This is a genomic window from Dactylosporangium salmoneum, from assembly GCF_039532525.1.
GTDB lineage: Bacteria > Actinomycetota > Actinomycetes > Mycobacteriales > Micromonosporaceae > Dactylosporangium > Dactylosporangium salmoneum.
The window spans coordinates 87,287-112,514 of record NZ_BAAARV010000142.1 but is presented as its reverse complement, the minus strand read 5'-3'; the positions used below and the strand labels follow the sequence as shown (position 1 = coordinate 112,514).

Here is a 25,228-nt window from a genome sequence, read left to right as displayed (position 1 = left end):
AGGAAGAACACCATGACGCTGTACGTGGCGCTGACCTACACCGCCGACGTCGACTGGACCGCGCCCGAGCACGCGGAGGAGATGAAGGACTACGCCGCGTTCGGCCAGGCGGCCGCCGCGGTCATCCGGGGCGGCCACGCCCTCTACCCGACCGCGACCGCCACCACCGTGCGCGTGCAGGGCGGCGACGTGCTCACCAGCGACGGCCCGTACGCCGAGACGAAGGAGGCCCTCACCGGCTTCTACCTGCTGGAGTGCGCCGACCTCCGTCGACCGTTTGACGGTGATGGACCTGCTCGACCAGCTGCCGCCGCGCCGGCGGGCCGTGCTCGTGCTGCGGTACTGCTGCGACATGTCCATCGAGCAGACCGCCCGCGCCCTGGGCTGCAGCGCCGGCACGGTGAAGAGCCAGTCCGCCCGCGCCCTGGCAACGCTGCGCGACCGCCTGGGCCCGGCGGGCTTCTAGGGATTTTTTGTCATACCCCGCTGCGAAGATTCCGGCATGTACTTCGTCGAGCACGGGACCGGAACGCCCGTCCTGGCCATCCACGGCTGGACCCCTGACCACCGCCTCATGCTGGGCTGCCTGGAGCCGCTGTTCGCGCGGCGCCCCGGCTACCGCCGGCTCTACCCCGACCTGCCCGGCATGGGCCGCACCCCGGCGCCCGAGTCGATCGCGTCGTCCGACGACGTCCTGGCCGCCGTCGACGCCTTCGTCACCGAGCGCCTGGGCGACGAGCCCTTCCTGCTCATCGGCGAGTCCTACGGCGGCTACCTGGCCCGCGCCCTGACCCGCGCCCGCCCCGCCCAGGTCCGCGGCCTGGCCATGATCTGCCCCATCGGCACCGAGGTCGAGCACGCCGGCCGCCACGTCCCGCCCCACGAGGTGCTGCGCGCCGAGCCCGGCCTCGCGATCCCGCCCGGCTCCGACTACGCCGAGATGGCGGTCGTGCAGACCCCGGAGACCCTGCGGCGCTACCTCGAGGACGTCGAGCCGGGCCTGGCCGCCGCCGACCACGCGGCCATGGCCCGCATCCGCCGGCGCTGGGTGCTGTCCACCGACCCGGAGTCGGGCCCGCCGTACGACCGCCCGGCGCTGATCCTGACCGGCCGCCAGGACGCCTCGACCGGCTACCAGGACCAGCTCCCGCTGCTGCCCCACTACCCGCGGGCCACCTTCGCCGTGCTGGACGTGGCCGGCCACAACCTGCAGTTCGAGCAGCCGGCCCTCTTCGAGGCGCTCCTGGGCGAGTGGCTGGACCGGGTCAGGGACGAGCCGGGCGGTATCTGACGTTCACCGCCGACGCCGGGTCCCCGGCGCACATGCGGTGCAGCCGGATCGGCGGGTGGCCCGGGTTGTCGTAGAGGCGGATGCCCTCGCCGAGCAGGATGGGGGCGAGGTGCAGGTCGATCTCGTCGATCAGGCCGAGGTCGAGCAGCTGGCGGCCGATGGTCGGGGACAGCACCTCGACGTTGCCTCCGTTGGCGGCCTCCCGGGCGACGGCCACGGCCTCGGCCGGGGAGCAGCTCAGGAACGTGACGTCCGCGGCCGGCTCGGCGTCCTCGGGGTGGTGGGTCAGGATGAAGATCGGGCCCTGCCAGGCGCCGCCGTAGGGCCGCGCCTGCGAGATCGTGTCCCAGCCGTCGCGGCCGCCGAGCACGGCGCCGGTGGTGGAGACGTACTCGCCGGCCAGGCCCGGCCGGGTCGTGAAGCCGGTCATCCAGTCCATCGCGTGGCCGGGCCCGGCCACGAACCCGTCGAGGGACATGGTGAAGTGCCACAGCACCTTGCCCGCCGCGATCTGCGGGGTGGTGTCCTGCACGGGGTTGCTCGCGTTGTCGGTCATGGTCGTCATGACGAGCCGGCCCGCCGGGACTCATCGGTCCCCCGCGCCTCACGTTGCCCCGGCCCCGGCCGCGTCAGCGGGTAGCCCGGCGACACCGAACCCGCAGCCTGCTCCGCAGCCCAGACGCATTGCGCCTCCGTCTGCCCCGGCCCGGCCGCGGCAGCGGGTAGCCCGGCGACACCGAACCGGCCGCCTGGGCGCGGGTGGGGGGCGGCGGGCGTTGCTCGCGGGCGCGGGGGCGGCCGACGTTGCCCACGGACGCGGGGGCGGCGGGCGTTGCCCACGGACGCGGGGGCGGCGGGCGTTGCTTGCGGGTGTGACCCTGGCGGGGTGGCGGGGACGTTCGGGGCGAGCATCCAGGCGGCGCTGATGAGGGCCGCGATCGAGCAGCACTGGGCCGGCGGGCAGGTTGTGACGACCGACGCCGTACTGCGCGCCCTCCTCGCGTGCCAGGCGGACGACGTACGCAAGCTCCTCGAGGTGGCGGGCGAGCTGGGGACGCCGGTGTCGTACGGGATGCGGCACTCGGCGCAGGACGGGCCGCCGCCCGCGCAGGATCACCCCGAGGTCGAGGCGACGCTGCGGGAGGCGGGCTGGCACGCGGGGCGGCTGCCCCGCGGCACGAGTGGGCGGATCGAGTGGAGCGACGGGGTACGGGGCGTGCTGGGCCGGGCCCTCGGCCATGCGGCGCGCGGCGGCGTGACCCGAGCCGCGGCCGCGCACCTCGTGCTGGCGATGCTGACTGAGCCGGGGTGCCGGGCCGTGCGGATGTTCCCGGCGACCGGCGATCGGATCGCGGGCCGGCTGGCCGCGGACCCGCTGCTGGCCGAGGACGCGCTGCCCCACCCCCGGCCCGACGACCTCATCGCCCGGGCCGGGCGCGATCGGCGCCGCACGTGGAGCGCCGGCCTGGTCCGGCGGATGGAGCGGATCGGCCGCTACAACCCGCTGTGGGTGGAGGTCGAGTGGGCGCGGCGGCGCAACGCGGTGCGGCTCGGGCACGGCATCGTCACCGTCGCGCACACCGTCGTGGCGCTGGTGGACATCGAGGAACGGGTGCGGCTGTACGACGTACGCCTGCCCGCCCGCGACGCCGCCGCGAACACGGCGGGGGCGCGGCTGGCCGAGGCCGGGGCGACGTTGGAGGGGCTGCTCGGTCACGCCCGGGTCGCCGGCGACGACGCCGAGCTGGCCGACCTGGCGGCGGTGGAGGAGCGGATGCGCGAGCGGCGGTGGAACGATCCACTGTGGAGCCGGGAGGTCGTCGCGGCCGAGCGGCGGGCGGAGGGCATCGCGCTGGACGCGCACCACCCGTGCACCGGGACGACCCATCTCCTGGCGGCGCTGCTGGAGACGGCACCGGCGCAGACCTCGGCCGCGCTGGACGCCGTGGGCGCGCTCGGGGTGCCCGGCCTGATCGCCGCGGATCTCGAGCGGATCGGCGCGGCCTGGTAGGCGGGTCAGGCCTCCTGGCGGGCCGGGGCGCGCACCGCGGCGGCGCTCAGGGCCACCAGCAGGGCCAGGACCGCGGGGACGGCCAGGGCGACCGGCAGCGACACCGCGCGGGTGGCGGCCCCGATGGCGACCGGCCCCGCGAGGAACCCGGCGTAGCCCATGCTCACCGCCACGGACAGCGCCCGGGCCGGACGCCCCGGGTTGCGCGCGGTGGCCGCCGAGAAGACCTGCGGCGCCACGCAGGACAGCCCGGCCCCCAGGCAGGCGAAGCCCGCCACCCCGGCGTACCGGTCGCCGATCAGCAGGGCTACGCCGAGGCCCAGGGCGGCGAGCAGCCCGCCCAGGCGCACCAGCCGCATCGGCCCGAGCAGCGTCGTGAGCCGGTCGCCGACCAGGCGGCCGGCGGTCATCGCGACGGCGAAGGCGGCGTAGCCGGCCGCGGCGAAGCCCGGGGTCCCGCCGAGGTTGTCGCGCAGGTACACCGCGCTCCAGTCGGCCGCGGCCCCCTCGCCCACCAGGGCGCAGAACGCGAGGCCGCCCAGGACCAGCACGCCGTCGAGCCGGCCGGGGGACGCCTCGGCGTGGGCGGAGGCCTCCGCGGGCGGCTCGGCGGCCAGCCACGGCAGCGCCCGGGCGGCCATCGCCGTGGTCAGGGCGCAGACGACGAAGAACGTGCCGGGCACGTCGAGGTCCAGCTGGGCGCACAGCCCGCCGAGGGCGGCCCCGGCGAAGCCGCCGATGCTGTACACGGCGTGGAACGAGGAGATGATCGGCCGGCCGTACGCGCGCTGGACCCCCAGCGCGTTGGCGTTCATGGCGACGTTGAGCACGCCGTGGTTGAGGCCGAAGAGCAGCAGCGCGGCGGTGAGCAGGGGCAGCGACGGGGCGTAGGCGGCGGGCAGCAGCAGCGCGCCCTCGGCCAGCGCGGTCGGGGCGGCGACGCGGACGCTGCCGAAGCGGTCGACGAGCCGGCCCGCCAGCATCTGGCCGGCGATCGCCCCGGCGGCCAGGCCGAGCAGGGCGACGCTGAGATGGAAGTCGTCGACGCCGAGCCGGTGCTTGACCGCCGGCACCCGCGCGGTCCACGCGCCGAGCGCGGCCCCGAACAGCAGGAACAGCAGGCAGCCGGCGAACCGGGCCCGGCGCAGATCAGCGGCCACACCGCACCGTACCGTTCACGCCGCCGGCCCGCAGGCCCGGCGCCGGTCCGGCGCGGTCGCCCGGAGCACCCTAGACTGGCCGCTCATGCGGAAGCTCACAACTGTCGTCCTCGCGGCGACGCTGCTCCTTGGTGCGTGCAACGACGACCCGGCCGCCCCGCAGGCGGCGGCGCCGTCCAGCGCGGCGGCCTCGCCCTCGCCCTCGGCCACCGCGCCGGCGGAGTGTGCCGACCTGCAGAAGCTGGTCGCCGAGTACTACCCGAAGTTCCTCGACAACGCCAAGAAGCTCATCGACGCCTCGCAGCGCAAGGACAACGCGGCCTCGGCGGCGGCCTTCGCCGAGGGCCAGGCGCTGGTCAAGGAGTGGAACGCGAAGTTCGAGCCGGTGGCGGCCAAGGTGACCGACCCGACGCTGAAGCCGGCGGTCGACGCCGTCGCCGCGGGCCTGAAGGAGGCCGTCGAGTCCGAGGGCACCAAGACCGCCAACCTGGTGACGGCCAGCGCCGCGCTCACCACGGCGCTGGCCAAGGTCTGCGGCTGACCAACGGCGTCAGATCCGGCCGAGCAGGCGCAGGCGCAGGGCGCGCAGCACCACGCCCGGCTTGGCCAGCTCGGCCGGGTGCGTCTCCATCGCGGTCACGCTGTTGAGCCGGCGGCACGTCTGCTCGTCCCGCATGGAGGCGCGCGTGATGAGCTCGCTGGCCCAGCGGATGAGCTTGTAGCCGCGCGGCTGGCCGTCGGTGATGTGCGGCAGGCCGAGGTCGGCGAAGGTCGAGATCTGCCAGGCGGCGTCGACGATGACGCGGACCTTGTCGAAGTACGCCCGCGGTGGTTCCCCGGCCACGTCCGGACCGGTCTGCAGCCACGCCGACAGGCACGAGGCGTGCAGCATGGCCGAGGTCATCCCCTGGCCGTACACCGGATTGAACGACGCCACCGCGTCCCCGGCCGCGATCAGCCCGGCCGGCAGCCGGTCCACGGCGTGGTAGTCCCGGCGGCGGCTGTCGGCCTGGTGGTAGGTGATGACCCCGCCGATCATCCGGCCCTTCTCGGCGATGTCGCCGAACATGGACGGGAAGTACTTGCGGCAGCGCTCGGCGTACTCGGCCGTGTCGCGCGACGGGCGGTCCTCGTCGTACCCGGCCACGAGCATGAGCCAGCGGTCGCCCTCCACCGACAGCACGCCGCCGATGCGGGGCACCCGGCCTGGGCCCGGCGTGGTCTGGGTGATGGCCACCCAGGCGTCGCTCACCGACTCGTCCCGCTCGAACAGCGCCGAGGCGTAGTTGAGCTTGATCGGCATCCGCCGCATCGGCGCCCGGGGCCAGCCGTCCGCCTCCAGCCAGTCGCCGAGCCGGCTGGAGCGGCCCATCGCGTCGACCACGAAGTCGGCCTCCACCTCGACCGGCTCCTCGGCGCCCTCGGGCACGTAGGTGGCGCCGCGCACCCCGCCCTCGCGCAACAGCAGGCCCTCGGCCCGGCCGAACACCATGCGCACGTTCTCCCGGGCCAGCACGTGCACGCGCACCTGGTGCTCGAGGAACGGCCGGGTGGTGATGAGGACCGGGCGGGCCGGCGGCGGGTCCGGCACCGTGCGCAGCTCGTCGTTGATGAACACCTTGCCGTCGTGCCGGCCGAAGTCGGGCGCGCCCGCGGCGATCGCGTCGGCGGTGAACCCGGGGAACCAGCGCTCCAGCTGGATCTGCCCGGCCGGGAGCAGCGCGTGCACCTGGGTGCCCTGCGGCACGCCCGGCCGCGGCCCGGCACCCTCGGTCGGGTCCCGCTCGACGATCAGCACCTCCTCGGCGTGATCGCTGAGCACTCGGGCCGCCATGAGGCCGGCCATGCTGCCGCCGAGCACGACCGCGCGGCGCATCAGAATCCGCGGCGGCCCGGGCGGCGCGGCGGTGCTGATCTCGGCGAAGATCTGAGGAGCAGTAGCAGACATACGATCATGTTAGACGTGTAAATATTTACACGTCGGCCTGAACTCGAACCGCTGCCCCGTGACGTGGTGGAGGGCCAGGCTCACCACCACGGTCGAGGTGAACCTGTATCGGCCCGTGATCCCCTGGTACGTCACGGTGGCTGCTTCCGGCCACGACCGGCTCGGGCTGGCCGTCGCGTCCACTGCCCTGACAGTCGCCACCCGATGACGCCCAGTTGCTGTTACGACCGGGATCATGCTCACCCGCCCGCCACAGATGAGTGCTCACAGGCACGGTGCTCGAGGCGTTCGCCTCGACGAGCGTCGGCGGCGCTCGCCGACACAAGCGCGATGGCCAGCGCCCCGGGCTGGGTGCCGGCCATGTCGTCAGGCCCGGTCAGGCCCCTATTCAGGACGACGGCACAGGCCGAGCAGGCCGGCCAAGCCGAGCAAGCCCAGGCGCTGGGCGGGTGTGGAGCCTAGCGGGTGAGGCCGGCCTGGTGGGTCAGCCAGTCGGTGACGCGGGTCAGGACGGCCGGGGCGACCGGGTCGCGGAGCTCCTTGCGGTACGCGCGCAGCGAGGCCGGCCCGGGCTGGACGCGCAACAGGTGGGAGACGTCGGGCGCGCACCAGGTTTCGCACGGGCCGGGGACGAGGGCGGCGATGCGTGCGAGGTCGTCCGGGTTGACCTGGAGGTCCTTCGCGCCGGTGATGGCGAGGACCGGAACGGTGAGGCGGGCGAGGTCCTCGGCCGGGTCGTGCGCGAGGAACTCGCGGGTCCAGCGGGCGTTGAGCCGGGCGCCGCCGATGCGGGCCGTGTCGGTGGTGGTACGGCGGACCTTCTCGTGGTTCCTGCGGACGCTGGCCACCAGGTCGATGCGCAGCAGGCGCAGCACTACGCGGACGGGGGCCGGGATCGAGGCGGGGAGTCGCTCGGCCTGCCACAGCAGCGTGGCGTCGCCCCGGGTCGCGGCGCAGGCCAGCAGGACGACGCCGGCCGGGGGCGCCGGTTCCGCGGCGGCGATGGCGGCGGCCAGGATGGCGCCCTCGCTGTGGCCGATGACGTACACGGCGCGCGGGTTCACCTCGGGGCGGGCGGCCAGGGCGGACAGGGCGGCGGAGGCATCGGCCGCGTTGTCGTGCAGGCCGGCGCGCTTCCAGGCGTCGGCGGGCTCGGTGGTGCCGTCGCGCAGCAGGCGGGAGGCGCCGACGCCGCGCTTGTCGTAGCGCAGGGTGGCGAAGCCGGCCGCGGTCAGGGCGGCGGCGAGCTGGGCGGTGACGTCGATGCGCATCCGGGCGTGGTTGCTGTCGCGGTCGAGGGGGCCGGAGCCGGACAGCAGCAGCGCGGCCGGGAACGGGCCGGGGCCGGTGGGCACGGTGAGGGTGCCGGCGAGGTCCCGGTCCGGGCCGGGGAAGCGCAGCTCGGTGGTCACGACTCGGCCCGCAGCGCGGCGGCCAGCTCGGCCGCGCGGGGGTCGGAGACGAGCACCGCGGTCCAGGGCTGGTCGCGCAGGGTGACGCGGACGGCGGGCTCGCCGGCGCGGACGGCGACGAACTCGTGGCCGCCGCGGGTCCACATGGTGCCGATCAGGCGGCGGCCCGGGAGGTCGTAGCCGGGGGCGCGCAGGCCGTGCGCGGCGGCGTAGCCGTCGTCGAGCAGCTCGACGGCGGTGATGGCGGCGCGGGGGATGTGCACGTCGCGGTGCAGGGCGAGCACGTGCTCCGTCGGGGTGAGCTCGATGGTGAGCTGGTCGGGCGTCACGGTGGCGGTCGTCATGCTTTCTACGCTACCGTTATTGGAAATGTTGTCAACATTGGAAACGGTCGAGTGTGCGGGAGGCCACGTGGGGACGTCGGCGGATCTGTTGCTGCATCCGGTCCGGTTCCGGATCGTGCAGGCGCTGCTCGGCGGGCGGGAGCTGACGACCGCGCAGCTCGGGGAGGCGCTGCCGGACGTGGCCACCACGACGCTGTACCGCCACGTGGGGCTGCTGGTCGAGGCCGGAATCCTGCGGGTGGTGCAGGAGCGGCGGGTGCGCGGCAGCGTGGAGCGGACCTACCGGCTGGCGGTGGAGGCGGCCTCGGTCACGCCCGAGGAAGCCCGGACGATGAGCGTGGACGAGCACCGGCAGGCGTTCACGACGTTCGTCGCCACGGTACTCGGGGACTTCGACCGGTACCTGGCCCGGGGCACCATCGACCTGGGCGCGGACCAGGTCGGCTACCGGCAGGTGGCGCTACACCTCAGCGACGAGGAGACGGTGGCGTTCCTGGGCGAGCTGCGGGCGCTGCTGGTGCGCTGGGTGGAGGTACAACCCGGGCCGGACCGCACCCGGAGACTCCTCACGAGCATCGTGATGCCCGCCGACTAGGCCGTGTCCTGTCGATCATGTCGAGCCGAGACGAGGTCCAGATTTCTCCTGCGTGTGCCCCGCGGAGGCCAGGCTACCGGTGTTGCAACCGGGCCTTCGCGGGGTGCGCGCAGGAGGAATCTGGGCCCGTCGCAGGCCGGCATGAGCGGCAGGACACGGCCTAGCCCAGCTCGGCGAGGCGGGACTGCAGGAAGCGGCGCTCCGGGTCGGTCCGGGCGAGGTCCAGCGCGCGCCGGTAGGCGTCCCGGGCCTCCCCCGGCCGGTCGGCCCGGCGCAGCAGGTCGGCCCGGGTCGAGTGGAAGTAGCGGTAGTGGTCGAGGTCGAGGTCGTCGAGCAGGGCCAGGGCCGCCTCCGGGCCGTCGAGTTCGGCCACGGCCACGGCCCGGTTCAGCTCCACGATCGGCGAGCGGGTGAGCCGGGCCAGGGTCGCGTACAGCGCGGCGATCTGCCGCCAGTCTCGCGGCTGCTGCAGGTACAGGTCGGCGATGGCCGCCTGCACCAGGTACGGCCCGGTCTGGCGGCGGCCCACGGCCCGGCGCAGCAGCGCCCGGCCCTCCTCGATCTGCCGGGCGTCCCACCGCGTGCGGTCCTGCTCGTCGAGCGGGACGACGACGCCGTCGCGCAGGCGGGCGGCGCGGCGGGCGTCGTGCAGCAGCATGAGGGCCAGCAGGCCGAGGGCCTCGCTCTCGTCGGGCATCAGCTCGGCGAGGGCCCGGCCCAGCGAGATCGCCTCGGCGGCCAGGTCCACCCGGCCGCCGCCCCAGCCCTCGTTGAAGATGAGGTAGACCACGGCCAGCACGGCGGCGAGCCGGTCGGGCAGCTGGTGGTCGGGCGGCACCGCGAACGGGATGGCGGCGTCGCGGATCTTGCGCTTGGCCCGGCTCAGCCGCTTGCTCATGGTCTCGAACGGGACCAGGAACGCCAGCGCGATCTCCTCGGTGGACAGCCCGCCCAGCGCCCGCAGGGTCAGGGCCACCTGCGCGTCGAGGCCGAGCGCGGGGTGGCAGCACATGAAGATCAGTTCCAGCCGCTCGTCCATGAACGCCTCCGGTCGCGCCGGCCCGGCCTCCTCGAGGTCGCGGGCGATCAGCCTCGTCTTCTCGGCGAGCACCCGCCGCCGGCGCAGGAGGTCGACGGCGCGGTTGCGGGCGGTGAGGATGAGCCAGCCGGTCGGGTTGGGCGGCTCCCCGTCGCGCGGCCAGCGCTCGGCCGCGATCGCGAACGCCTCGGCGGCCGCCTCCTCGGCCAGCTCGACGTCGCCGAGCGCGCCGACCAGGGTCGCCAGGACCCGGCCCCACTGGCTGCGGAACACCGCGTCGAGCGGCATCGGGCCCTCCCGTCGGGCGAACAGACTCACCGAGATGACGAACGTACTCACCGCGATGACGAACGGGACCCGCCCGGACGGACAGGCCCGGCGGATCCGGCGGGCACCGGCACCGCCGGGGCGTCGGCGGCGGCCGGGCGGGGCGGCGCGCTGACGGCCAGCCCGGCCACGGTCCCGGCCAGGGCGAGGGCGGCGGCGACGAGCATGGCGGCGCGGAAGCCGGTGCCGAACGTTTCGCCCGCGCCGGCGAACACCGCGCCGAGGACCGCCACGCCGAACGCCCCGCCGAGCTGGCGCAGGGTGCTGAAGATGCCGCCGGCCTTGGCCATCTCGGCCGGCGCCACCCGGCTCACCACGGCCCGGGTGGCGACCGAGATGCTGATGATCCCCGTGCCGGCCAGGGTCAGCGGCACGACCAGCGCCAGGTAGGGGCCGCCGGCCCGGGCGGCCAGGCCGGTCCAGGCGAACCCGGCGGCCAGCAGCAGGGTGCCGGCCACGATCAGGGCGCGTTCCCCGAAGCGGTCGGCGAGGGCGCCCGCGCGCGGGGCGACGAGCGCGGGGGCGACGCCGAGGGGCAGCAGCCACAGGCCGGCGACGAAGGCGCCGTGGCCGTACAACACCTGGAAGCACTGCGCCGTGAAGAACACGGCGCCGGTCAGGCCCGCGTTGGCGAAGAACACCACGAGGTTGCCCCCGGCGAACGGGCGGGAGCGGAACAGCCGCAGCGGCACCATCGGCGCCGCGGCCCGGCCCTCCCGCAGCACGAACCCGGCCGCGGCGAGCAGCCCGGCGGCGAGCGGGGCCAGCGTCGCCGGGGCCGTCCAGCCCTCGGCGTTGCCGCGGACGAGCGCCCACACGACGCCGAGCGCGGCGACCGCCGACAGCAGCAGCGCCGGCAGGTCGAGCGGCGCGCGTGCGCCCCGGCTCTCCGGGGTGCGGGCCAGCAGCGGCGGGATGGCCAGCAGCCCGATCGGCACGTTGATCCAGAAGATCCACTGCCAGGCCAGGCCCTCGGTCGCCGCGCCGCCGGCGACCGGTCCGACCGTCGCGGCCAGGCCGGTGACGGCGCCGTACACGCCGAGCGCCCAGCCGCGGCGCTGGGGCGGGAAGGCGGCGTTGAGCAGGGCCAGGGCGAGTGGCATGACGAGCGCCGCGCCCGCGCCCTGCACGGTGCGGGCGGCGATGAGCCAGCCGACCGACGGGGCGAGGGCGCAGCCGGCCGAGGCGAGGCTGAACAGCGCCAGCCCCGCCGCGAACACGGCCCGGCGGCCGAGCCGGTCGCCGAGCGCGGCGCCGGTGAGGATGAGGCACGCGAAGCTGAGCGTGTAGGCGTTGACGGTCCACTCGAGGTCCGAGAGGGAGGCGCCGAGGTCGCGCTGGATGGTGCTCAGCGCGGTGGCCACCACGAGCATGTCCAGGATCACCATGAACGACGCCACGGAGGCGAGCCCGAGCACCCACCGCTGGGTGCTCGTCGTGGTTGTGGTTGCGGTCATGCCCCGGTTCGACACGGGCGCGACCGGAAACTGGTCGCCGTGGTGTCACCATGGTCGTGATGACACTGCTGTCCCGGGCCCGGGCGGGCGACGACGCCGCGTTCGGCGAGCTCGTCGAGCCGTTCCGGCGCGAGTTGTACGTCCACTGCTACCGCATGCTGGGCTCGGTCCAGGACGCCGAGGACGTCCTGCAGGAGACCCTGACCGCCGCCTGGCGCGGCCTCGGCGGCTTCGGCGAGCGGGCGTCGCTGCGCACCTGGCTGTACAAGATCGCGACCAACCGCTGCCTGAACTGGCTGCGCGACGGCGAGCGCCGCCCGCGCACGGTGCCGGTGTTCCCGCCCGGCGTGGTCCCGCCCGAGCCGAGCCGCACCACCGAGCCGGTCTGGCTCCAGCCGATCCCCGACACGCTGCTGGCCGGCCTGCCCGACGAGAACCCCGGCCCGGAGGCCCGCTACGAGCGGCGCGAGGCGGTGTCGCTGGCCTTCGTCACCGCGGTGCAGACCCTGCCGGCGCGGCAGCGGGCCGTGCTGCTGCTGCGCGACGTGCTCGGCTACCGCGCGGCCGAGGCGGCGCAGCTGCTCGACACCACCGAGGACGCGGCCAACGCGCTGCTCAAGCGGGCCCGCGCGACCCGGTTCGACCTCGCACCGGCCGAGCCGCCGACCCCGCGCCAGCGCCAGGCCGCCGCGACGTTCGCCGCCGCCATCGAGGCCGGCGACGTCGACGCGATGATCACCCTGCTCACCGACGACGCGTGGCTGACGATGCCGCCGGCGCCGCTGGAGTACCAGGGCCACGCCGCCATCGCCGACTTCATGCGCCGCATCGGGCTGCGCGAGGGCCGCCGCCGCTACCGGCTGGTCCCGACGTCGGCCAACCTGCAGCCGGCCTACGGCTGCTACGTCAGCGACGACGGCGACCCGGTCGGCCACGCGCACGGCATGCTCGTGCTGACGATGGCCGGCGACCGGGTGAGCGCGTTCACCCGGTTCATCGACAACGCGGTGCTGCCGTACTTCGGCCTGCCCCGCCGCCTGTAGCCGCGATCCCGGTGCGCCCGGGCGCGCGGTGGGAGCCCGGGCCGAGCGGGAGTGAGGCCGGAAGGCACCAGCACCCGGCATGTCGGAGCGGGCGGCGGCCGGACGCCTGGCCGCCGCCCGCCCCATTTCGGGGTGGTGTCGTTCCCGGACCCGTCGGCGTCAGGCCCGGGCACTGCGCCCCATCCGCGCCCGGCCTTCGGCGGCGACCGGGCGCGGACGCCTGCGAGCCGTCAGCCGTTGTAGACCTGGAACTCCGAGACCTGCCCTGCCGGCCAGCCGGTGTTGGCGGTGAAGGTCAGCCGGAGGTACCGCGTGGTCACCGTCGACGGGAAGGTGATCGTGGCGGTGTTGCCGGTGGCCGGGTTGAACGTGTAGCCGGCCGAGCCCACGATCGTGGAGAACGAGCCGCCGTCCGTGCTGCCGCTCACCGACAGCGTCTGCGTGCGGGTGGCCCAGGACGACTGCGGCGGCAGGGTCAGCACGATCCGCTTGGTGGCCATCGCCGAGCCGAGGTCGACCTGCAGCCACTGCGGCCAGGCGTTGTTGGCGCTCTCCCAGTACGTGCCGGTGTTCCCGTCGACCGCGTTGCCGCTGCCGTACACCTGGGTGTGGCTGCTCTCCGCGGTCGGGCGCCCGGCGGCGAGGTTGGTCGTGTTGTTGGGCGGCGCCGCCGTGGTGGCGGTGACGGCGTTGGAGGCACCGGAGGCGTTGCCGGCCGCGTCGAAGGCGGCGACCGTGAACGTGTAGGCGGTCGAGGCCGTCAGGCCGGTGGCGGTGAAGGCCAGCGTCGTGGTGGTACCGATCACGGTGCTCGTGGCTCCTGAGACACGGGACACGCGGTAGCCCGCGACGCCGACGTTGTCGGTGGAGGCGTTCCAGGCGAGCGCGACCGTGGTGTCCGTGGTGCCGGTGACGCGCAGGTTGCCGGGGACCGAGGGGGGCGTCTGGTCGGGCCCGGTCGGGAACGGGACCGTGAACCGGGTCTCGGTGAGGGCGATCTGGCCCTTGAGCATCCGGCCGCCGTCGTTGGTGAGGCGCAGGTAGTAGTCCGACGAGCAGGGGGTGCCGTCCTCGTCGAGGGCCCGCATGCCCGAGTTGGTGGGCTGCCAGGCGGCGCTCTCGGCGGTCTTGGCGATCTGGTTGCCCTCGTTGAACTCGTCGAACATCGAGATGTAGGCGCTCTGCACGCCGGCCCGGGTGTGGTTGTAGAACTGGCGCCACATGAGCTCGCCGTGGCGGCGGTGGCCGGCGGCGAGGTCGCCCGGGATGACGCAGGGCTGGTAGTCGATGCCGCGGGCGTTGAGGTCGGCGAGGTCGGGCACGACGCGGTTGGTGTAGAACCAGTCGGCACCGGTGTTGTCGCTGATCCGGCCGACCATCCAGGGCGAGACCATGTTGAAGGCGTGGTACACGTCGATGAAGCCGGCCCGCGAGTCGTCGGTGCCTAGGCGCCAGTGGGTGGGCACGCCGCCGATGACATAGCAGCCCTGGGCCTTGAACCAGTTGATGACGTCGAGGCAGGCGGCCGGGGCGAACGGGCGGCCGTCGTCGTTGAAGCCGAAGCCCCAGATGCACACGACGGGCTTGCCGTTCTGGCGGGCGTAGGCGGGCGAGGCGGTGTGGGCGGACATCTTATTCGTCCAGTCCGTCTTGATCTCGCCCTGCATGTTCAGCCACCACGTGACGTCGTACATGATGTAGAACTTCCGGCCGTACGTCTCGGCCGACTGGCGCACCTTCTGGGCCATCGCGTCGCGGGTCGCGCCCTCGCCGCCGTTGGGGTTGAAGCGCTGCAGGGCCGCGGTGTCGCAGCCGTTCTGCTGCATCCAGCGGAAGTGGGTGTCGACCGTCTGCTGGTCGTAGGAGGAGAACAGGTTGGCCGGCTGGCCGTTGCCGAGGTTGGCGAAGTTGGTGCGGTACCCCTTCGTGAAGTCCCGCATGTCCGGCCAGCAGGTGATCGAGCAGGCGCCCGGGGCCGGGGCCTGCGACCAGTTCGGGCTGTAGTGCCACCAGCCGTTGATCGGGGCGCCGTCGCCGATGGCGGCGAACCAGCCCTGGTAGCCGACGGTGACCTTGCCGACCACGTCGCCGGGCGGGCTGGCGGCGAACGCGGTGCTCTCGGCGGCCAGCGGCAGGCCGGCCGCGGCGGCGCCCGCGAGCGACGTGGCGATGACGGAGCGGCGGGAAACTCCCATGTGGACTCCTCGGGTGTCGCCCCGGGGCGACGTCTGCACGCGCGCCCGGGCGAGGACGTCCGGGTGGGGGTGGCGCGGTGCGGAGTCGGGTCTCGGGGCATGGCGGGGGCTGCGGGCTGGCGGAGCCCGCGACACCGGCACTGAGCAGCCCACGCGTCGGGACGCGCGGTTGGCGGTGCTGACCGAATGTCGGCTTCTGGCGTGGAATCCTGCCAGCCTCCGCGCTCCCAGCGCAATACTTCGATGTGATCGTCGCAACTTTCCGACGATCTTCCGTCGTATTGGACGTTTGTCCATGCTCGGCGCCGTGGAGCCGCCGTCCCGGTCAGACGCCCGAGAACCGCTCGGGGCGCACGAGCACCGCGACGCGCTGCTGCTCCGCCATGACCCGGTCGTACTCCGCCAGGTCCGGGTGCTCGCCGCCGGCCGCGGCGTAGATCTCGCGCAGGAGCAGGCGCAGCGCCTCCGGCTCGGCGTCGCCCGGCCCGATCAGCTCGGCCGCCCCGGACACCGCGACCCACTCCCAGCCGGCCCGGAAGACCAGCGTGGCCCGCGGCCGGCGGCGGAGGTTGGCCAGCCGCGCGGCGCCGGCCATGGAGACCAGCCCCAGCACCGGCGTGCCGTCGGCCGGATGGGGCACGATGCCGGCGTTGACCACGGACGTGGACGGCTCGCCGTCGGCCCGCACGGTGACGACGACCGCGAGCCAGCGCTCCCGGGCGGCCAGCTCGGCGATCCGGCGCAGCCCGTCCTCGGTGGAAACCATGGTCCGAGCTTATGGGCGGAATCGCCCGCGCGGCCGGCGTGCGGCGGGATGGGCCCCTGTATCACCCCCTGACGGCAGAGACTTCCGAAAACTCATGCGTGGCGACGCCGGTGGGCATCCCGCGATAATGGCCGGCGTGGAGGAGGTCGAGATCGTCGTCGCCCACAGCGCGCGACCCTGCGCGTCGGCGTCCGTCGCGAGGCGGCGGACATGTCCCGCACCGGCCACGCGTCAGGCGGCCTTCAGGTAGCGGCCGTTGTGGTACAGCAAGGGGGCGCCCTCCGAGTGCTCCCCGTGCACCGGCTCCCCGAGGACGATCGCGTGGTCGCCGGCGTGCACCCGCTCGGCCACCCGGCACACCAGGACGGCCAGGGCGCCCCCGAGCACCGGGACGCCGTAGGGACCCGGCTGCCATCGCAGCGGGGCGGCGAAACGGTCGATGCCGCTCGTGGCGAAGCGGCGGGCCAGCTCCTCCTGCTGCTCGGTCAGCACGTGGACGCCGACGTGGGTGGCGGACTCCAGGGCCGGCCAGCTCGACGAGCGGCGGTCCAGGCAGAACGACACCAGCGGCGGGTCCAGCGACACCGAGGTGAACGACGTGGCCGTAAAGCCCGCGGGGCGGGCGCCCGGGGCGGTGATCACGACGACGCCGGCCGCGTGGCGGCGCAGGAGGGCGCGGAACAGGTCGGGCTCGATCGGGGTACGGGTGGGCATGGGCGTCGACCCCCTTGGATCACGAAACGGTCAGGATGGGGCGCAGGGCGTCCGGATCGCTGCGCAGGCGCTCCAGCCACTGCACGACGTGCGCGGCGACGGTGCGGTGGGTGATGTCGTTGAGGGCGTCGTGGCGGCCGTCGCGCACGGTGGCGAGCTCGGCCCTCGGCAGGCGCGCGGCCAATGCACGGGCGCCGGACGGCGGGGCGATCGGGTCGGCCTCGCCGTGGACGAGCAGGACCGGCACCGCGACCGCGGCCGGGTCGACCGACGCGGCCAGATCCGGCGGCACCGCCGCCGCGAGGGTGCCGCGCTGGAAGCCGCCGTCGGCCTCCAGGCGGGCGCGGTGGGTCGGGCAGGCGCTGCGGGCCTCCAGCTCGGCGTCCCAGCTCAGCAGGCTCGGGGCCCGCGGCGGGTCCCACGGGACGCCGGCCGCGATCACGCCGGCGGCGCCCAGCGGGGTGGCCAGGGCCAGGGCGTGCAGGGCGCCGGTGTCGGAGCCGGCCAGCACGAGCGGGGCCGTCGCCGTGGCGGCCACGGCCGCGGCCGTCTCCGGGGTGGCCGAGCGGACCGCGTAGCCGTCCGCGGCGAGGCGGCGGCCGAAGCGGTCGTACACCCCGGCGTGCTCGCCCCGCCCCGGCAGCAGCACGACGGTGCCACGCACGGCGATGGCGGCCGGCGGGTCCCACCGGGCGCCGGCCACCACCGGCGCGCCGACGGTCGCGGTCACCGGGCACCCGCCGCGACCGGCTCCGCGCCGGCGGTCGCGGCCGCGTCCGCCGAGGGCGCCGAGGACCGAGCGCGGTGGGCGAGCTCCTGGCGTACCAACGGCAGCAGGTGACGGCCGTAGTCGATGGCGTCGTCGAGGGGGTCGTAGCCGCGGATCAGCAGGGTGGTCACGCCGATGTCGACGTAGTCGAGGAGGGCCTTGGCGACGGTCTCCGGGGTGCCGACGAGGGCCGTGGAGTTGCCGCCGGCGCCGGTCGCCTTCGCGGTGGCCGTCCACAGTGCACGGTCGTGCAGGTCGCCCTTGGCCGCGGCGGCGAGCAGGCGCTGGGAGCCGACGTTCTGCGGTGCGCCGCCGGTGCCCCAGGCGCTGCGCGGCCAGGCGCTGCGGCCGCTGGTGATGGTGTCGAGGATGGCGTGCGCCCGCTCCCAGGCGAGTTCCTCGGTCGGGCCGAGGATCGGGCGGAAGGAGACGCTGATGCCCGGTGCGCCGGTGCGCCCGGCGGCGGCCGCGGCGGCGCGCACGGAGGCGATCTGCTCGGCGGTCTCGGCGAGCGGCTCGCCCCACAGGGCGAACGTGTCGGCGTGCTTGCCGCCGACCCGGTAGGCGGCCTCGGAGGAGCCGCCGAAGTACAGCGGGATGCGGTGCGCGGGCTGGATGTGCGCGGCGAAGTCGCCGAACTTGTAGTACCGGCCGTCGTAGTCGAAGGGCTCGGGCGAGGACCACGCCCGGCGCAGGATCTCGAGGTACTCGTCGGTGCGGGCGTAGCGCTCGTCCTTGCCCAGGTAGTCGCCGTCGCGCTGCTGCTCGTGGTCGTTGCCGCCGGTGATGGTGTGCACGGCGACCCGGCCGCCGCTGAACTGGTCGAGGGTGGCGAAGGTGCGGGCGGCCAGGGTCGGGGCGACGAAGCCGGGGCGGTGCGCGATGAGCAGGCCGAGCCGTTCCGTGTGGGCGGCGACGTGCGCGGCGACCTGGCCGCCCTCGGGCCAGCCGGAGCCGTAGCCGATGAGGATCCGGTCGAAGCCGGCGTCCTCGTGGGCGCGGGCGAAGCGCCGGGTGTACGCCGGGTCGACCACCGGCCCCGCCGGCGCGTGGATCTCCGAGGCGTGCTGGGTGCCGATCATGCCGATGAACTCGACGGTCATGGAGTCGATTCCTTTCCGGAACGAGAGAGCGCGGCCTTGCCGGTCGCGGTCAGGATGGTGTCGTCCTGCGGCGTGTGGATGCGGGCGCAGAGCACGTCGCGCAGGTGCCGTTCGAGGGGGTTGCGCCGGTTCAGCGCGTTGTTGCCGATGAGCGCCACGGCCTCCTGGACGCTCTCGATGGCGGCCCGGGCGCCGAGCAGCTTGCCGATCGGGGCGCGGCGGGCCGACTCCGGGTCGCCGGCGTCGACCCCGGCGGCCAGGGCCTTGAGGAGCACCTCGGCCGCGGACAGCCGCGCCTCGATCTCGCCGACCGCGGCCTGGAAGCGGGGCAGCGTGGCGAGCGGCCGGCCGAGCGAGGTGGGCACCCGCTCGAGCAGGAACCGCACGAGGAAGTCGCGGGCGGCGTGGGCGACGCCGAGGTACAGCGCGGTGAGCCCGAGGCAGTTCCAGGCGAACAGGTCGGCGCCGCGGGCGTCGGAAACGGGCGCGGACAGCTCGAGGGTGGCGTCGATCGGGACGTGGACGTCGGTCAGGACCACGTCGTCGCTGCGGCTGGCCCGCAGGCCGAGGTGGTCCCAGGTGCGCTCGATGCGCACGCCGGGGCTGCCGCCGCGGACCAGGAAGAAGCCGGTGCGCGGCTCGTCCTCGTCGGTGCGGGCCCACACGAGCATCCAGGCGAGCGCCTCCGCGCCGGTGGAGAAGATCTTGTGGCCGCTCAGCGACCAGCCGCCCACGACCCGCCGGGCCACGGTGGCGGGCAGGCCGCCGCGGGCGGGGGTGCCGAGCTCGGGCTCGACCCGCAACGCGTTGACGAGCGTGGGGGCGGCCGCCGACTCGGCCAGCAGCTGCCGGTAGCGGGGCGCGGGCCAGGTCGGGGCGAGCGCCTGCCCGGCGTGGGTGAACAGGGTCATCGCCGCGACGAGCGCGACGGCCGGGTCCCCGGCGCCCAGCGCGGTGAGGATCTCGACGGTACGGCCGAGCCCCGCCCCCGCCCCGCCGTAGCGCGCGGCGACGGTGGCGGTGAGCAGGCCGTGCTGGTGCAGCAGCGCGATGCCCTCGTGCGGGAAGGAGGCGTCCCGGTCGTGCTCGGCGGCGCGGCCGGCCAGCTCGGCGGTGATGGCGGAGAGGTCTGCGGTGGTCATGACTCCACCTGTACCAAAGCCGGCCACTCGGCCGCACGGTGGCACGCGACGGCCCGGTCGCCGTCCACGGTGGACAGTTCGGGGGCGGCGTCGCAGGCGCCCGTGGCGAACGGGCAGCGACCCGCGTACGAGCAGCCGCCGGGCACCGCGGAGCGGTCGCCGCGCCCGCGCAGGCTGGCGGCCGGGATCGGTCGCGAGCGGCGGACGCTGGGCGAGGAGGCGGCCAGCAGCGCGGTGTACGGGTGGCGGGGCGCGGTGAGCACGTCGCCGATCGGGCCGTGCTCGACGAGCCGGCCGCCGTAGAGCACGGCGACCCGGTCGGCGATGCCCGCGAGGGAGCTCAGGTCGTGGGAGATGACCACGACGGTGACGCCGGTGTCGCGCAGGCCGGCGAGCAGGCGCAGCACGTGGTTGCGGTTGGACGCGTCCAGCGCCGAGACGGGCTCGTCGCACAGCAGCAGCCGCGGGCCGACGGCGAGGGCGCGGGCCAGCAGCACGCGCTGGCGCTGGCCGCCGGAGATCTCGCCGGGCCGCCGGCCCGCCAGGTCGGGGTCGAGGCCGACCCGGGCGAGGGCGCCCTCGACCCGGGCGGCGATCTCGGGCGCGGCGAGCGCGCCGGCCACGGCGAGGCCCTCCCCCACCGCCGTGGCGACGGTGTGCTGCGGGTCGAGGGCGCGCAGCGGGTCCTGGAAGACGTACTGCAGCGCGCCCGTGCGCCGCCAGGCCCGAAGCGCCCGGCCGCGCAGCGCGGTGAGCTCGGTGCCGGCGAAGTCGATCCGCCCGGAGCGCACGGGTGCGAGCCCGGCCACGGCGCGGGCCAGGGTGGTCTTGCCCGAGCCGGTCTCGCCGATGACGCCGAGGATCTCCCCGGCCCGCACGGCCAGGCTGACCCGGTCGAGGACGCGGTGGCCGTCGTACTGCACGGTGAGGTCGCGGATGTCGAGCAACGCGGCCATCACACACCCGCCAGGGCGAGCTCGCCGGCCCGGTGGCAGCGCACGGCACGATCGTCCACTGTGGACAGCGGAACCGGCGCGGCGCAGCGCTCGGCGGCGTGCTCGCACCGCTCGGCGAAGGCGCAGCCCGGCCCCGGAGCCCCGACCGACGGCGGCCGCCCGGGAATCACCTCGAGCTCGCGGCGGCGCCAGTCGCCGAGCGAGGCGACCCGCAGCAGCGCGGCGGTGTAGGGGTGGCGCGGGTTCGCGATGACGTCGGCCGTCGGGCCCTGCTCGACGATCTCGCCCGCGTAGAAGACGGCCACCCGGTCGCACACCTCGGCGACGACCGCGAGGTCGTGGCTGACCAGCAGCAGGGCCAGGCCCCGGCGGGCGCGCAGGTCGCCCAGCAGCTCCAGCACCTCGGCCTGCACGGCCGGGTCGAGCGCGGTAGTGGCCTCGTCGGCGACGAGCAGCTCCGGCTCCCCGGCCACCGCGATGGCGATGAGGGCGCGCTGCAGCATGCCGCCGGACAGCTCGTGGGGGTACTGGTCGTGCACCGCCTCCGGGCGCCTGATGCCCATCGCGGCGAGCAGCTCCACGGCCGCGGCCCGGGTCGCCCTGCGCGGCAGGCCCCGCTTGAGGCGCAGCTGCTCGGCGAGCTGGCGGCCGACGGTGATGGACGGGTTGAGGTACGACGCCGGGTCCTGGAAGACCGCGGCGATGCGCCCGCCGCGCACCCGGTCCCAGCCCTTGCGGTCCAGGGCGGTCAGCTCGACGTCGCCCAGCGTGACCCGGCCGCCGGCCACGGCGACGCCGGGCGGGAGCACGCCGAGCACGGCCCGGCAGGTGAGCGTCTTGCCGGAGCCGGACTCGCCGACCAGGCCGAGCGCCTCGCCGGGGGCGAGGGTGAGGGAGACCTCGCGGACCGCCTCGAGGTCGCCGCCGACGGTGACCCGCAGGTCGTCAACGCGCAGCACGGAGGGTCCCCCTGTCGTCGGCGAGGGTGTTGAGGGCGGCGACGGTGAGCGCGATGAGCGCGGCCGGGATGACCGGCGCCCACGGCTGCTGGGCCAGGAAGCCCAGGTCGCTGGCGAGGACGCCGCCCCAGGTGGGCGCGGGCGGCTGGACGCCGATGCCGAGGAACGTCAGCGACGACACGGCCAGCAGCGCGCCGCCGGCGGCCTGGGCGGCGGTGACGGCGACGGTCGGCAGGACCTTGCCCCACACGTGGGTGCGCAGGATCCGCGCCCGGGAGGCGCCGAAGAGCTCGGCCGCCTCCACGTACTGCGCCCGCGTGAGCGCCAGCCCGGCGGCCCGGGTGACCCGGAAGAACAGCGGCGCGAAGAGCACCCCGATGGCCAGCATCGCCTGGGTGAGCCCGTTGCCGAGGATGCCGGTGACGGCGACCGCGAAGACGATGAACGGCAGGGTCATGAGCGCGTCCACGGCCCGCAGCAGCACCCACTCGACGCCCCGGCCGAGCCACAGCGAGGCCAGGCCGGGCGCGACGCCGAGCAGTAGCCCGACGCCGACGCTCTCGATCGCGGCCACGACGGTGGTGCCGGTGCCGGCGACGAGCCGGCTCAGCACGTCCCGGCCGAGGTAGTCGGTGCCGAACGGGTGGGCCCAGGTCGGCGCGTGCAGGGCCAGGTCGGGGTCCTGCAGCAGCGGGTCGTGCGGGGCGAGGAGCCCGCCGGCGACGGCGAGCACGGCGACGAGCAGCAGCCCGGCCAGGGCGAGGCGCCGCATCAGCGCCGCCCCTGCGGGGTGACCCGGGCCAGGGCCAGGTTGACCAGGGTGTTGCAGACCAGCACGACGGTGACGGCGACGAGCAGGGTGCCCTGGATGAGCGGCACGTCGTGCTGCGCCGAGGCCTGCAGGGCCAGCTGGGCCAGGCCCGGCAGGTTGAAGATCTTCTCGGTGACCACGGCCCCGCCGAGCACGGTCGGCACGCCGACGCCGAGCACCGTGAGGGCCGGCCCGACGGCGTTGCGCAGCGCGTGGCCGAAGAGCACCCGGCGGGCGCCGAGGCCGCGCACGACGGCGCCGGTGATGTAGTTCTCGCCGAGCTGGGCGACGAGCGAGGTGCGCAGCTGCCGGGCGATGGAGGCGGCGATGTCGAGGCTCAGCGCGAGCGCGGGCAGGATGGCGAAGCGCAGCCAGGGCAGCAGCCCGTGCTGCGGCCCGACGTAGCCGCCGGCCGGCAGGACCTTCAGCAGCACCGAGAAGACGACCACGAGGCCGATGCCGATCGCGAACGGCGGCAGCGTGCCCAGCGCCGAGGCGACCACGGTGACGGCCCGGTCCAGCCGGGAGCCCCTGCGCAGCGCGGCGGCGATGCCGGCGGCCCCGCCGAGCAGCACGGCGAGCAGGATGGCCAGGCCGGCGAGGGCCAGGTCGACCGGCAGCGCGGCGAAGATGCTGTCGGCGACCGGGATCGTGGTGAAGTACGAGCGGCCGAGGTCGCCGGTGAGGGCGCCGCCGAGCCAGTCGGCGTACTGCACCAGGAACGGCCGGTCGAGGCCGAACTCGTGGTTCATGCGGGCGATGTCGGCCGGCGTGGCCGTCTCGCCGAGGACCGCCGCGGCCGGGTTGCTCGGCGACAGCGCGCCGAGCGAGAACGTCAGCAGGGACGAGAACAGGAACACGACGACGGGCGTGGCCACCGCGCCGATCCAGCCGAGGCGGCGCCGCCGCGGCCGTCCGGGTGGCGCCGGCCGGGCCCTTGCCGGGGCCTGCGGGCGTTCCAGCAGCGTGGTCATGACACGGTCACCCCTTCGAAGCGCTGCACGACGGTGAACTCCGGGATGGCGGACACGTTCGGGCGGCGGGCCAGGATGCGCGGCACGGTGTAGAGGAAGACGTTGGGCATGCTGCGCACCGCGACCGCCGTCGCCGCCTGCAGGACCGTGGGGTAGCTCGGGTCGTCCAGCGGCGTCCGGCTGACCTTCGCGAGGGCCTCGGCGAGCTCCGGGGGCTGCACCCGGCCCGGGTTCATCAGGCCCTCCTTGCCGAAGAGCACCTGGAAGGCCTGCACGGCGGAGTCGCGGCCGGCGAACTGGTCGACGAAGAGGGCCTTGGAGTGCTGGACGTACACCAGCTGGGTCGCCTGCGCGGCCGGGATGACCTCGATGGTGGGCCTGAAGCCGGCCGCCTGCAGCTGGGACTGCAGCTGCTCGGGGACCCCGGCGGCGGCCGACGTGGTGATGACGACGTCGACGGGCGCGCCCCGGTAGCTGGACTCGGCCAGCAGCGCCTTGGCCTTGTCGGGGTTGTAGGCGTAGATGCCGTCCAGGACCGGGTCGTAGCCGGCGTAGCCCTTCGGGAAGGGCTGGTAGGCGACCTCGCCGTGGCCGAAGGCGGCGGTCTTGAGCAGCGCGGCGCGGTCCACCGCGTAGCGCAGCGCCTCGGCCACCTTGGGGTCGTCGAACGGCTTCTTGGTGATGTTCACGTCGAGCACGGCGACGACGAGCGAGGGGATGACCTGGACCTGCAGGCCGGCCGCCTTGGCCGCCTCGACCTGGCTGCCGGGGATCTGGGCGACGTCGTACTGCCCGGACTGCAGCGCGGCGACGACGGTGGCCGCCTCGGGCAGCGGGTAGGCCTCGAAGTTCTGCAGCTTGATGCTCGCCGCGTCCCAGTACGACGGGTTCTTGACCAGCACGGCCTTGGCGTTCTGGGTGTACGACGTGAGCGTGAACGGCCCGGCGCCGGCGGGCTTGAGGGCGAGCGCGCCGGGGTCCGCGTGGGCCGCCGGGTTCACGATCATGCCGGTCTTGCCGGCCAGCAGGTTGGGGATCTGGAAGTCCGCGGCGGCGAGCCGGATGACGACGGTACCGCCGTCCGGCGCCGCGATGTCCTTGACGTTGGCCAGCTGCGCGGCGACGAGCGACTTGGGCAGGTCGCGGCCGCGCTCCAGGCTCTTCTTGACCGCCGCGGCGTCCAGCGGCGAGCCGTCGCTGAACGTCAGGCCGGGCCGCAGGGTGAAGGTGACCTCGGTGCCGTCGGCGTTGTACTTCCACCCATTCGCCAGCGCCGGCACCGCGTTGCCCTGCTGGTCGAGCTTGGTCAGCCCGGCGTAGACCAGCGACAGCACGTGCACGTCCCAGCCGGCCGAGGAGGTGACCGGGTCCCAGCTGGTGGTGAGCGCCCAGCCCCACTTGAGGGTGCCGCCCGTCCCGCCCGCGGCCCCCGGGCCGGCCGTCCCGTCGCCGCACGCGGCCAGCAGGGTGGCGGCGCCGAGGGCGAGGAACGACCGGCGGCTCAGTGCTCCAATATTATTCATGCTTGTCGATGCCTTTCGATAGCCTGAGGGCGTGCGGGATCCGCGCCCGCGCGAGGGCGCCAAGGGAAGCCGGAAAGGACCTATCGACAGAGAGCGCTGGCCGTGCGCCGGAAGTCGACGTAGCGACGCGCCACGCCGGGGTGGGTCGAGGTCATGGGCCAATCATGCGGAGGCGGCCGAACTCTCGTCAATAGCCATCGGGATGTGTCCTATTTATCGAGACGAACCCGATGGGTTAGATAGGAATTAAGCCCTCGATGTGGCAGGATGGGTGGCGGCCTCGTCGCGGTCCAGGAAGACGGATCCGCCGGGAGTGGGCACCTCGGCCGCGCCGGGCGGCGGGGCGTCGACGCCCGCCAGGAGGCTCAGTTCGGGCCCGGTGAGGCTGCGGAAGGCCGCCAGGTCGCCGAACGGCCCACTCCCCCGCACGCAGCCCGGTGCGACCCGATCGGCGGCGTCGAGGTACACCTGCAGCGGGCGCCACCCGGGCACGACCGCCCGGCCGGAGGGCCCCTCGAAGACGAGCGTCGGGAAGGCGTAGCGCAGCCCGCCCTCCGCCTCCTTGGCCGCGCCCGGGTGCGGCCCGTCCGCGCACAGCCCGACCACCTCGGCCGCGGGCCGCCGGCACTCGCGGAAGTCGGCCCGGGCGGCCCGCCGGGTGCGCGGCGCGCCGGCGTCGGCCGCCAGCC

Annotated in this window: 26 protein-coding genes and 1 pseudogene; 8 read left to right on the top strand and 19 right to left on the bottom strand. The window is 75.0% G+C overall.

Translation table 11 applies throughout. The annotated features are described in order from the left end of the window. Positions 1 to 12: 12 nt before the first annotated feature. The 3 genes and pseudogenes from ABD352_RS55775 to ABD352_RS55765 all read left to right on the top strand — a co-directional run. Positions 13 to 207: pseudogene (locus tag ABD352_RS55775) on the top strand (YciI family protein); the annotation flags it as partial. 79 nt (positions 208 to 286) lie between these two features. Beyond that, positions 287 to 466 carry a sigma-70 family RNA polymerase sigma factor gene (locus tag ABD352_RS55770; protein ID WP_344620923.1) on the top strand — a complete coding sequence of 60 codons (180 nt, stop codon included), beginning with the start codon at positions 287 to 289 and terminating at the stop codon, positions 464 to 466. A gap of 36 nt (positions 467 to 502) precedes the next feature. Beyond that, a complete protein-coding gene (locus ABD352_RS55765) occupies positions 503 to 1,291 on the top strand; it encodes an alpha/beta fold hydrolase (RefSeq protein WP_344620830.1) in 789 nt (262 codons plus the stop codon). Here ABD352_RS55765 and ABD352_RS55760 read toward each other — a convergent pair. Beyond that, on the bottom strand, positions 1,266 to 1,847 hold the full coding sequence (locus ABD352_RS55760; RefSeq protein WP_344620829.1) for a dihydrofolate reductase family protein: 582 nt from the start codon (positions 1,845 to 1,847) through the stop codon (positions 1,266 to 1,268). The genes ABD352_RS55765 and ABD352_RS55760 overlap by 26 nt on opposite strands. A 330-nt stretch (positions 1,848 to 2,177) precedes the next feature. Here ABD352_RS55760 and ABD352_RS55755 point away from each other — a divergent pair, with 330 nt between their 5' ends. After that, a complete protein-coding gene (locus ABD352_RS55755) occupies positions 2,178 to 3,302 on the top strand; it encodes a hypothetical protein (protein ID WP_344620828.1) in 1,125 nt (374 codons plus the stop codon). Positions 3,303 to 3,307: 5 nt separating this feature from the next. Here ABD352_RS55755 and ABD352_RS55750 read toward each other — a convergent pair whose 3' ends face one another. Next, the gene (locus ABD352_RS55750) at positions 3,308 to 4,462 is read right to left on the bottom strand and encodes an MFS transporter (protein ID WP_344620827.1); all 1,155 of its coding nucleotides are present in this window, start codon (positions 4,460 to 4,462) and stop codon (positions 3,308 to 3,310) included. An 85-nt stretch (positions 4,463 to 4,547) separates the two neighbouring features. On the opposite strand from ABD352_RS55750, the gene ABD352_RS55745 reads away from it, so the two are divergent. Further along, the gene (locus ABD352_RS55745) at positions 4,548 to 5,003 is read left to right on the top strand and encodes a hypothetical protein (RefSeq protein WP_344620826.1); all 456 of its coding nucleotides are present in this window, start codon (positions 4,548 to 4,550) and stop codon (positions 5,001 to 5,003) included. A gap of 9 nt (positions 5,004 to 5,012) precedes the next feature. Here ABD352_RS55745 and ABD352_RS55740 read toward each other — a convergent pair whose 3' ends face one another. After that, positions 5,013 to 6,410 carry an NAD(P)/FAD-dependent oxidoreductase gene (locus ABD352_RS55740; protein WP_344620825.1) on the bottom strand — a complete coding sequence of 466 codons (1,398 nt, stop codon included), beginning with the start codon at positions 6,408 to 6,410 and terminating at the stop codon, positions 5,013 to 5,015. Positions 6,411 to 6,468: 58 nt separating this feature from the next. Between ABD352_RS55740 and ABD352_RS55735 the strand changes: the two genes are divergently transcribed. Next, a complete protein-coding gene (locus ABD352_RS55735) occupies positions 6,469 to 6,618 on the top strand; it encodes a hypothetical protein (protein WP_344620824.1) in 150 nt (49 codons plus the stop codon). Between the two features lie 250 nt (positions 6,619 to 6,868). On the opposite strand, the gene ABD352_RS55730 is transcribed toward ABD352_RS55735, so the two are convergent. Then, on the bottom strand, positions 6,869 to 7,822 hold the full coding sequence (locus ABD352_RS55730; protein ID WP_344620823.1) for an alpha/beta hydrolase: 954 nt from the start codon (positions 7,820 to 7,822) through the stop codon (positions 6,869 to 6,871). Next, positions 7,819 to 8,166, bottom strand: coding sequence for a hypothetical protein (locus ABD352_RS55725; protein WP_344620822.1), 348 nt, complete (start codon positions 8,164 to 8,166; stop codon positions 7,819 to 7,821). The genes ABD352_RS55730 and ABD352_RS55725 overlap by 4 nt, the downstream gene beginning before the upstream one ends. Before the next feature lie 67 nt (positions 8,167 to 8,233). On the opposite strand from ABD352_RS55725, the gene ABD352_RS55720 reads away from it, so the two are divergent. Continuing rightward, on the top strand, positions 8,234 to 8,761 hold the full coding sequence (locus tag ABD352_RS55720) for a helix-turn-helix domain-containing protein (RefSeq protein ID WP_344620821.1): 528 nt from the start codon (positions 8,234 to 8,236) through the stop codon (positions 8,759 to 8,761). Positions 8,762 to 8,921: 160 nt separating this feature from the next. Here ABD352_RS55720 and ABD352_RS55715 read toward each other — a convergent pair whose 3' ends face one another. After that, entirely contained in the window at positions 8,922 to 10,088 is a 1,167-nt protein-coding gene (locus tag ABD352_RS55715) for an RNA polymerase sigma factor (RefSeq protein ID WP_344620922.1), read from the bottom strand. A 47-nt stretch (positions 10,089 to 10,135) separates the two neighbouring features. Next, entirely contained in the window at positions 10,136 to 11,584 is a 1,449-nt protein-coding gene (locus ABD352_RS55710) for a DHA2 family efflux MFS transporter permease subunit (protein ID WP_344620820.1), read from the bottom strand. Positions 11,585 to 11,643: 59 nt separating this feature from the next. On the opposite strand from ABD352_RS55710, the gene ABD352_RS55705 reads away from it, so the two are divergent. After that, positions 11,644 to 12,627: an RNA polymerase subunit sigma-70 gene (locus tag ABD352_RS55705; protein WP_344620819.1), complete on the top strand. Its 984-nt coding sequence runs from the start codon at positions 11,644 to 11,646 to the stop codon at positions 12,625 to 12,627. Between the two features lie 230 nt (positions 12,628 to 12,857). Here the strand turns inward: ABD352_RS55705 and ABD352_RS55700 are convergent, their stop codons facing one another. The 12 genes from ABD352_RS55700 to ABD352_RS55645 form a co-directional block, all read right to left on the bottom strand. Continuing rightward, the gene (locus ABD352_RS55700; RefSeq protein WP_344620818.1) at positions 12,858 to 14,822 is read right to left on the bottom strand and encodes a glycoside hydrolase family 99 protein; all 1,965 of its coding nucleotides are present in this window, start codon (positions 14,820 to 14,822) and stop codon (positions 12,858 to 12,860) included. A gap of 325 nt (positions 14,823 to 15,147) precedes the next feature. Continuing rightward, positions 15,148 to 15,588 carry a TIGR03618 family F420-dependent PPOX class oxidoreductase gene (locus ABD352_RS55695; protein ID WP_344620817.1) on the bottom strand — a complete coding sequence of 147 codons (441 nt, stop codon included), beginning with the start codon at positions 15,586 to 15,588 and terminating at the stop codon, positions 15,148 to 15,150. 231 nt (positions 15,589 to 15,819) lie between these two features. Continuing rightward, complete coding sequence (locus tag ABD352_RS55690) at positions 15,820 to 16,302, bottom strand: flavin reductase family protein (RefSeq protein WP_344620816.1); 483 nt, start codon at positions 16,300 to 16,302, stop codon at positions 15,820 to 15,822. A 19-nt stretch (positions 16,303 to 16,321) separates the two neighbouring features. Beyond that, positions 16,322 to 17,032, bottom strand: a complete 711-nt coding sequence (locus tag ABD352_RS55685) for an alpha/beta hydrolase (protein ID WP_344620815.1) — start codon at positions 17,030 to 17,032, stop codon at positions 16,322 to 16,324. After that, a complete protein-coding gene (locus ABD352_RS55680) occupies positions 17,029 to 18,174 on the bottom strand; it encodes an LLM class flavin-dependent oxidoreductase (protein WP_344620814.1) in 1,146 nt (381 codons plus the stop codon). Before ABD352_RS55680 ends, ABD352_RS55685 begins: the two co-directional genes overlap by 4 nt. Next, positions 18,171 to 19,316: an acyl-CoA dehydrogenase family protein gene (locus tag ABD352_RS55675; protein ID WP_344620813.1), complete on the bottom strand. Its 1,146-nt coding sequence runs from the start codon at positions 19,314 to 19,316 to the stop codon at positions 18,171 to 18,173. The genes ABD352_RS55680 and ABD352_RS55675 overlap by 4 nt, the downstream gene beginning before the upstream one ends. Beyond that, the gene (locus tag ABD352_RS55670; RefSeq protein ID WP_344620812.1) at positions 19,313 to 20,272 is read right to left on the bottom strand and encodes an ABC transporter ATP-binding protein; all 960 of its coding nucleotides are present in this window, start codon (positions 20,270 to 20,272) and stop codon (positions 19,313 to 19,315) included. Before ABD352_RS55670 ends, ABD352_RS55675 begins: the two co-directional genes overlap by 4 nt. Then, positions 20,272 to 21,231 carry an ABC transporter ATP-binding protein gene (locus ABD352_RS55665; protein ID WP_344620811.1) on the bottom strand — a complete coding sequence of 320 codons (960 nt, stop codon included), beginning with the start codon at positions 21,229 to 21,231 and terminating at the stop codon, positions 20,272 to 20,274. The genes ABD352_RS55670 and ABD352_RS55665 overlap by 1 nt, the downstream gene beginning before the upstream one ends. After that, positions 21,218 to 22,003 (bottom strand): ABC transporter permease, encoded by a 786-nt coding sequence (locus tag ABD352_RS55660; protein ID WP_344620810.1) that lies wholly within the window; start codon positions 22,001 to 22,003, stop codon positions 21,218 to 21,220. Before ABD352_RS55660 ends, ABD352_RS55665 begins: the two co-directional genes overlap by 14 nt. Next, on the bottom strand, positions 22,003 to 23,016 hold the full coding sequence (locus ABD352_RS55655) for an ABC transporter permease (protein ID WP_344620809.1): 1,014 nt from the start codon (positions 23,014 to 23,016) through the stop codon (positions 22,003 to 22,005). Before ABD352_RS55655 ends, ABD352_RS55660 begins: the two co-directional genes overlap by 1 nt. Then, entirely contained in the window at positions 23,013 to 24,539 is a 1,527-nt protein-coding gene (locus ABD352_RS55650) for an ABC transporter substrate-binding protein (protein WP_344620808.1), read from the bottom strand. The genes ABD352_RS55655 and ABD352_RS55650 overlap by 4 nt, the downstream gene beginning before the upstream one ends. Before the next feature lie 246 nt (positions 24,540 to 24,785). Continuing rightward, positions 24,786 to 25,228 (bottom strand): hypothetical protein (locus tag ABD352_RS55645; RefSeq protein WP_344620807.1); only part of this gene is annotated, 443 nt, incomplete at its 5' end.

What these genes read in the sequence shown, in the direction of transcription:
- ABD352_RS55690 (WP_344620816.1), bottom strand. Translation starts at nt 16,302, where the DNA reads ATGCCCACCCGTACCCCGATCGAGCCCGACCTGTTCCGCGCCCTCCTG.
- ABD352_RS55745 (WP_344620826.1), top strand. Translation starts at nt 4,548, where the DNA reads ATGCGGAAGCTCACAACTGTCGTCCTCGCGGCGACGCTGCTCCTTGGT.
- ABD352_RS55650 (WP_344620808.1), bottom strand. Translation starts at nt 24,539, where the DNA reads ATGAATAATATTGGAGCACTGAGCCGCCGGTCGTTCCTCGCCCTCGGC.
- ABD352_RS55700 (WP_344620818.1), bottom strand. Translation starts at nt 14,822, where the DNA reads ATGGGAGTTTCCCGCCGCTCCGTCATCGCCACGTCGCTCGCGGGCGCC.
- ABD352_RS55660 (WP_344620810.1), bottom strand. Translation starts at nt 22,003, where the DNA reads ATGCGGCGCCTCGCCCTGGCCGGGCTGCTGCTCGTCGCCGTGCTCGCC.
- ABD352_RS55740 (WP_344620825.1), bottom strand. Translation starts at nt 6,410, where the DNA reads ATGTCTGCTACTGCTCCTCAGATCTTCGCCGAGATCAGCACCGCCGCG.
- ABD352_RS55655 (WP_344620809.1), bottom strand. Translation starts at nt 23,016, where the DNA reads ATGACCACGCTGCTGGAACGCCCGCAGGCCCCGGCAAGGGCCCGGCCG.
- ABD352_RS55680 (WP_344620814.1), bottom strand. Translation starts at nt 18,174, where the DNA reads ATGACCGTCGAGTTCATCGGCATGATCGGCACCCAGCACGCCTCGGAG.
- ABD352_RS55705 (WP_344620819.1), top strand. Translation starts at nt 11,644, where the DNA reads ATGACACTGCTGTCCCGGGCCCGGGCGGGCGACGACGCCGCGTTCGGC.
- ABD352_RS55760 (WP_344620829.1), bottom strand. Translation starts at nt 1,847, where the DNA reads ATGACCGACAACGCGAGCAACCCCGTGCAGGACACCACCCCGCAGATC.
- ABD352_RS55770 (WP_344620923.1), top strand. Translation starts at nt 287, where the DNA reads ATGGACCTGCTCGACCAGCTGCCGCCGCGCCGGCGGGCCGTGCTCGTG.
- ABD352_RS55675 (WP_344620813.1), bottom strand. Translation starts at nt 19,316, where the DNA reads ATGACCACCGCAGACCTCTCCGCCATCACCGCCGAGCTGGCCGGCCGC.
- ABD352_RS55695 (WP_344620817.1), bottom strand. Translation starts at nt 15,588, where the DNA reads ATGGTTTCCACCGAGGACGGGCTGCGCCGGATCGCCGAGCTGGCCGCC.
- ABD352_RS55710 (WP_344620820.1), bottom strand. Translation starts at nt 11,584, where the DNA reads ATGACCGCAACCACAACCACGACGAGCACCCAGCGGTGGGTGCTCGGG.
- ABD352_RS55765 (WP_344620830.1), top strand. Translation starts at nt 503, where the DNA reads ATGTACTTCGTCGAGCACGGGACCGGAACGCCCGTCCTGGCCATCCAC.
- ABD352_RS55670 (WP_344620812.1), bottom strand. Translation starts at nt 20,272, where the DNA reads ATGGCCGCGTTGCTCGACATCCGCGACCTCACCGTGCAGTACGACGGC.
- ABD352_RS55715 (WP_344620922.1), bottom strand. Translation starts at nt 10,088, where the DNA reads ATGCCGCTCGACGCGGTGTTCCGCAGCCAGTGGGGCCGGGTCCTGGCG.
- ABD352_RS55725 (WP_344620822.1), bottom strand. Translation starts at nt 8,166, where the DNA reads ATGACGACCGCCACCGTGACGCCCGACCAGCTCACCATCGAGCTCACC.